This window comes from Actinomadura sp. KC06 (assembly GCF_004348735.1).
In the GTDB taxonomy this organism is placed as follows: domain Bacteria; phylum Actinomycetota; class Actinomycetes; order Streptosporangiales; family Streptosporangiaceae; genus Spirillospora.
The window spans coordinates 1-6,550 of the sequence record NZ_SMKT01000279.1 but is presented as its reverse complement, the minus strand read 5'-3'; the positions used below and the strand labels follow the sequence as shown (position 1 = coordinate 6,550).

Genomic DNA, 6,550 nt, shown 5'->3' with positions numbered 1-6,550 from the left:
CTCGGCGAGGGGGCGGGCGGCGGCGCCGGCGACGGGCTCGTCGGCGAAGGCCGCGCCGGTGCCCGCGCCGGAGCCGATCACCACGAGGGGACGGGTCGGGTCCGGTGGCACCGCGGGCGGGACGGGCACCGAGGGTGCGTGCCCGAGCTCCTCGTGCACCTCGTCGTCCGGCACGTCGTTGCCCAGGACGTGGTCGCGGAGCGGCGCGGGCGCGAAGGCGGGCGCGCGGCGGGCCAGGAGGTTCGGGAGCCGCCCCTTCTCGAACGCCTCGATGACGTCCATGTGCTTCGCGGGGTCGGCGGTGCGGCGCATGAGGGCGTCCAGGACGACCCGTTCCAGCGCGGTGCGGGCCTCGTGCAACCGCTCGCGCACGGCTTCCGTGGAGACGCGCAGGACGCTGGCGATGTCGCGGACCGCCAGCCATTCGCCCGCCGACAGCAGCAGCGCCTCGCGGTGGTCGGCGGGCAGGTTGCGCGCCGCGGCCAGCAGCGGGTCTGTCTCGGCGTCAGCGAAGACGGGCCGGCTGTGGGGGCTGAACGCCCCCCGGTCGGCGCAGACCCTGCGAGCCAGATGGTGCAGCCATAGCACCGTCTCGCCCGGCGGAGGGTGCTGCTGCACCGCTTCGTTGAGCGTGTCCTTCAGTGCCTCGGGCGCGCCCTGGTCGCCGGTGAGCGACCAGCAGTGCGCGTACAGGCGGTGTGCGTGGGCGTCGTAGAGGTTTTCCAGGTCCCCGCGCATATGACCTCCTCGTGAGGTGGCCGTGGGAGCAGCCGTCGGAGAGCGGGCAAGGGCGACGGGCCATCCGCGGCACGCCATGGGCACGGGACTCTAGTGCATATCCGTGACGGATGAGAAGGGAATGATCCCTAAAGTAGTAGATTCCACGCAGAGTAAAGTAATGATTCTGATCTGTTATGATCAGTGAGATTGGCCCGAGATTGCCGTATATGTCGGCTTCTTTGCAGGTCGTCGGGCCGCCGGCGCGGTCAGGGCTTGCGCGCCCCGATCGCCTCGATGATGCTCGGGCGCAGTTCCGCGGCGCGGATGACGGCGTCCACGGAGCCGACCTCGACGGCGCGGCGGATGTCGTGGACGCGGTCGAACTCCGCGGCCACCTCCCCGACCTTCTCCGCGCGGACCGAGGCGCGCAGCTCCTCCAGCTCGGCGATCAGCGCGGCGCGCTCCGGGCCGGTCGCGGCGGTCACCCGGGCCTCCAGGTCCCGGACGCGCGGGTCGGCCGCCGTGCGGGCGTTGACGTCGCCCGAGAACACGACCGCGGCGGCGGGCGCGCCGCCGAGCACCGAGGCGAACGAGCCCTCCAGCGCCAGCACCGTCATCTCCGGGTTCAGCGCCTTGGAGAACACCACGAACGCGCCGCCGTGGTACCGCGAGATCACGCAGAACACGATCGGGCCGCGGAAGTTCACGATCGCGCGGCCGATCTCGGCGCCGTACTCCAGCTGCAGCTTGCGCATCGACTCCGGCGAGCCGTCGAAGCCCGACAGGTTCGCCAGCACCACCAGCGGCCGGTTGCCGCTGGCCGCGTTGATCGCCCGCGCGGCCTTCTTGGACGACTGCGGGAACAGCGTCCCGGCCGTGTAGGCGTCCGGGCCGTCGGTGGGCGGGAAGCCGCGGCGGGGCACCGCGCGCGACTCGATGCCGAGCAGGCACACCGGCATGCCCCCGAGATGGACGTCCTGCACCACCGCCGTGTCGGCGTCGGCCATGCCCGCCCAGCGTTCCAGCACCGGGTGGTCCTGGTCGGAGAGCGCGCGCATGACCGTCCGGATGTCGAACGGCTTCTTGCGGTCCGGGTTGGCCTCGGCGGAGAAGATCTCGCCGACGGTGGTGAAGTCGCTGCCCTCCACGGCGTGCGGGAAGTCGGAGACGTCGCGGTCGACGGGGTCGGTCGTGGTGGTGCGGCGCGGCCCATCCTCGCCGGGCGCGACGTAGGTGTGGTCGTAGTGGGCCATCAGGACGTCCCGCGCGGCGGCCAGGTTCGGCGCCCAGTACTGCGCCTGCCCGTTCGGGCCCATGACCCGGTCGTAGCCGCCGATGCCGAAGTTGTCCTCGGCGGACACGCCGCCGGAGAAGTCGAGGGCCTGCTTGCCGGTGAGCACCATCGCCGAGTCGGGCGTCATCACCAGGACGCCCTTGGTGTGCATGAGCATCGTCGCCTCGGCGTTCCAGTACGGCTGCGCGCCGACGTTGATGCCCGTGACGACGACGTTGATCTCGCCGCCGTCCTGGGTGAACTCCACGATCCGCTTGAGCGCCGCGGCGACCCAGTCCATGTTCTCCGTGCCGGACTCCATGGAGATCCGGGCGCCGGACGACAGCGTGTACCACTCCAGCGGCACCCGCATCCGCTCGGCCAGGTCCAGCGCGGCGATCACGCGGCGGCACTCCGGCTCTGACAGCGCGCCGAGCGACTTCGTCGGGTCGCCGAGCAGCACCACGCGGGTGACGCCCTCCCGGTGCCGCCGGGTCGGCGTGGTGACGACACCGGCGACGATCGCCGCGGTGTTGCGCCCCTTGGGACGGTCGACCGGCACCAGCGCGTGGTCGTCGCTCAGGTCGTGTTCGACGAAGTCGCCCAGCAAGCCGGTCAGCTCGTACGGGTACACGGTGTTGCGGCTGCTCGCGCGCAGAACCTTCTGGCGGTAGTCGTCCACGGGCTCGACCGGCTCGCCGGACGGCTCGCCGACGGTCAGCTCGGTGCCGCCGGTGGCGTCGAACGAGACCCGCACGGCGATCTTGTGCAGCTCGCCGGTCGTCCGGTCCCGCCGCCGCGCGATGATCTCGATCTCCTCGAGACCGGCGCCCGCCGTCATGGGCAGCAGCCGTCCGGCGATCATCTCCAGCTCCGCGCGGGTGATGTCGCTCGGCGGCCAGACGTAGATCACGATCCGGTTGGTGCTGAGGCGCTTCTTGGACGGCCACCGCGACCGCGCGTTGCGGATCGAGTCGAGGCAGGACGCGATGGTGTACTCGGCGGTCGGCAGCGTGAGGAGCCTGTCGTCGTGGTCGCGGAGCCCGGTCAGGTCGCGGACCTGCGCGAACGCGACGAGCCGCTCGTCCGACGGGTTCTCCCGCGCCGTGCAGCGGAACAGGTAGACCTCTTCGTCCGACGACGGCAGCCGGGTGAGGTCGAACTTCGCCAGCCGCTCCATCCGCATCCGCTGCGCGATGTACGGGTGCAGGCCGCGGATCAGCCGCTCCTCCGCCATCCCGCCGTCGGCCCAGGACGACGGGCGGAACGTGAAGTGGTGGTGCATCACCGCGCCGCCGCTCCCCGCGACCGTGGCGGTGAGCCTGCGGACCTGCGGCGGCAGCGGGTGCGCGTTGACGACCTCCTGCAGCGCCGCCGCCATCGCGTCGAAGTCCTCCGGCTGCCGCTCCCAGGACAGGTAGATGTCGGCGTCGACCGGGTCCTCGCCGGTGGCCGCCAGTTCCGCGAGCCCGCGCAGCGCGCTGCCCAGCGCCTCGAAGCTCACCGCGGAGGAGACCACGGACGAGCCCGCGCGCTCCGCGATCACGAACGAGCAGCCCTCGACCTCGCGGGTGCGGACGCGGGTGAGGCCCTTGTTGCCGTAGTAGCGCCGGGTCAGGACCTCCAGCATGACCGCGTTGTCCCGGTCCTGGCGGTTCTGGCGGACGAGGCGGCGGCCGAGCAGCCGCACCAGCGGCTCGGTGCTGCGCACCATCTCGGCGATCCGGTCGGCGCGGTCCGGCGCGTCGGGGTTCGCGTCCAGGTGGCGCAGGTGCCTGCGGACGTCGGCGTACACGCGAGCGCGGTTGCGGCGCAGCAGCGGCTGGGCGAACCACGCGAACACCACGCCGTAGGCGAGGTCGGCGACGACCGGGAAGCGCACCTGCGTCGCGGCGACGAGCCGTTCCAGCGCGAGCCCGGCGGGCTCGCGCAGCGCCTGCTCGGGCGGCGGCTCCCGCAGCCAGGTCCGCAGCAGCGTCGCGATCATCGTGGCGTCGGCGGACGTCCGCTGCTGCGCGAGGAACACCCGGAACACGGCCGCTTCGAGCTCGGGCGAGCGCTCCAGGCCGGTGACGCCGTAGTGGCCGAGCGCCTTGGCGAGCTTGGCCTGGAAACCATCCGGGAGCCCGGCCCGGTCGACGTCGAGGCTCTGCAGGTAGGTGTGGAAGTACTCGCGGGCGCTGTGGACGTGGCTGCCGTCCCCGTCGCCGCCCGTGCCGTCGCCGCCCGCTGGACGGTTGCGGCTCAGTTCGGCGAGGTCGGTGAACACCTCGACGAGCCCGAGCTCGTCCGCCAGGGGGCGGTGGCCGTTCTCGGCGGCGTCCCGGCGGGCGTCGAGGTAGTCGTCCAGGACGCGGCCCTCGTCGTGCGGGTCGACGTCGAAGCCCAGCAGCAGGCTGCGCAGATCCTCCTGGCAGCGGGCGGCGCGCTCCCGCGCGGAGGGCGTCCCGGGCGCCGCGGACAGGTCGAGGTCGACCGGAGCGGACGACTCCGCGAGTGCCCCGGCCCCGGTGTCGTCGGCGATCGGCTCCAGCCGCAGCAGCGGCGCGCCGGTCTCCACCTGGCTGCCGACGGACACGACGCATTCCTTCAGCCGCGCCTTGAACGGCGCCCGCAGCACCGTCTCCATCTTCATGCTCTCCAGCACCAGGACCGGCGCGCCCGCCTCGACCTCGGCGCCGACCTTCGCCGGCGTCGCGACGACCAGTGCGGGCGCGGGCGAGCGGACGACGCCGCCCTCGTCCCGGCTGACCCGGTGCGTGACGCCGTCCACCTCGACCATGTGGATCGGCCCGTGCGTGCCGGTGACCAGCCGGTACCGGACGCCGTCCACGACGATCTGCCCGGTGTGCCGGTCGAACCGGTCGAGCTCCACGACGGTGGTGCGGGCGTCGTCGCCTACCTCGATGCCGACGCGGAACCGGTGCGCGCCGACGCGCGCGACGCGCAGCCGGTAGGCGACGCCGCGCAGCTTGAGGTCCAGCGGCCGTCCGCTGTCGTGCCGGACCTGCGGACGCCCGCCGGACGCCGTCGACAGCAGCCGCTGTCGCTCGGCGCGCTCCTCCTCCTCGTACGTCTCGATCGCGGCGGCGATCAGCGCGACGCCGGAGTGCCGGTGCGCCGCGAGATCGCCTTCGGCGCGGACGCGGTCGATCCAGCCGGTGTCCGCGCGGGCCTCGATCACCTCTGGACGGTCGAGCAGCTCGAGCACGAAGCTCTTGTTCGTCGCGCCGCCCTCGATGATCACCGTGGTCTGCGCCATCGCCCGGCGGAGGCGGCCGAGCGCCTCGTCCCGGTCCCGGCCGTAGGCGATGATCTTCGCGATCATCGAGTCGAAGTCGGCGGGGATGGTGTCGCCGGCGCGGACGCCGGTGTCCACCCGGATGCCGGGCCCGGCGGGCAGGTCGAGCCGCGCGATGCGGCCGGGGGAGGGCGCGAAGTCGCGGTCGGGGTCCTCGGCGTTCAGCCGGGCCTCGATGGCGTGGCCGCGCTCCGGGGGCGGCTCCCCTTCGAGCCGTCCGCCGGACGCCACCCACAGCTGCGCCCTGACCAGGTCGAACCCGGTGGTGGACTCGGTGATCGGGTGCTCGACCTGCAGCCGGGTGTTCACTTCGAGGAACGCGAACAGCCGGTCGCCGGGGTGGTAGAGGAACTCGACCGTCGCCGCGCCCCGGTAGCCGACCGCGACGGCCAGCCGCTCCGCGGACGCCTTCAGCTCGGCGGCCTGCTCGGCGGAGAGCACCGGCGACGCCGACTCCTCGATGACCTTCTGGTTGCGCCGCTGCACCGAGCAGTCGCGGACGCCGAGCGCCCACGCCGTGCCCTGGCCGTCCGCGATCACCTGGACCTCGACGTGCCGGGCGCCGGTGACCAGGCGCTCCAGGAACACGACGCCGCTGCCGAACGCCCGCGCGGCCTCCTGGCTGGTGCGCTCGTAGGCGTCGGCCAGCTCGTCCGCGCTCGTGATCACGCGGATGCCGCGCCCGCCGCCGCCCGCGGTCGCCTTCAGCATCAGCGGGTAGCCGATCTCGGACGCCGCGGCCAGGGCGGCGTCCAGCGTCTCGACGGCGCCGCGGCTCCACGGCGCGACCGGCACCCCGACCTCCTCGGCGATCAGCTTGGCGCCGATCTTGTCGCCGAGCTTGCGCATCGCCTCCGCGCTCGGCCCGACGAAGGTGACGCCGATCCGGTCGCACAGCTCCGCGAACGCCGGGTCCTCCGCGACGAAGCCCCAGCCGACCCAGGCCGCGTCGGCCCCCGTCTCGGCCAGCGCGCGCTCCAGCACCTCCAGGTCGAGGTAGGGGCGGGCGGACGCGGGCCCGAGCTCGTAGGCCAGGTCCGCCTCGCGGACGAACGTGGCGGTGCGGTCGACGTCGGTGTGCAGGGCGACCGTCTCGATCCGCGTCCCGGTCTCCGCGGCGATGTCCCGTACGGCATGGATGAGGCGCATGGCGGCCTCACCACGATTGACGATGGCGACACGACTGAACAACGGACCGAGCCTTCCTGTATAGACCACGATGTCGGCGCCGGGACACGGGGGACCCCCGACCATGC

General features: G+C 73.1%; 2 protein-coding genes. Both read right to left on the bottom strand.

The features are described 5' to 3' along the window. Positions 1-738 (bottom strand): sigma factor-like helix-turn-helix DNA-binding protein (locus tag E1287_RS41310; protein ID WP_165969447.1); only part of this gene is annotated, 738 nt, incomplete at its 3' end. 248 nt (positions 739-986) lie between these two features. Continuing rightward, on the bottom strand, positions 987-6,485 hold the full coding sequence (locus E1287_RS41305; protein ID WP_131971264.1) for a carboxyl transferase domain-containing protein: 5,499 nt from the start codon (positions 6,483-6,485) through the stop codon (positions 987-989). Between the last annotated feature and the right edge of the window lie 65 nt (positions 6,486-6,550).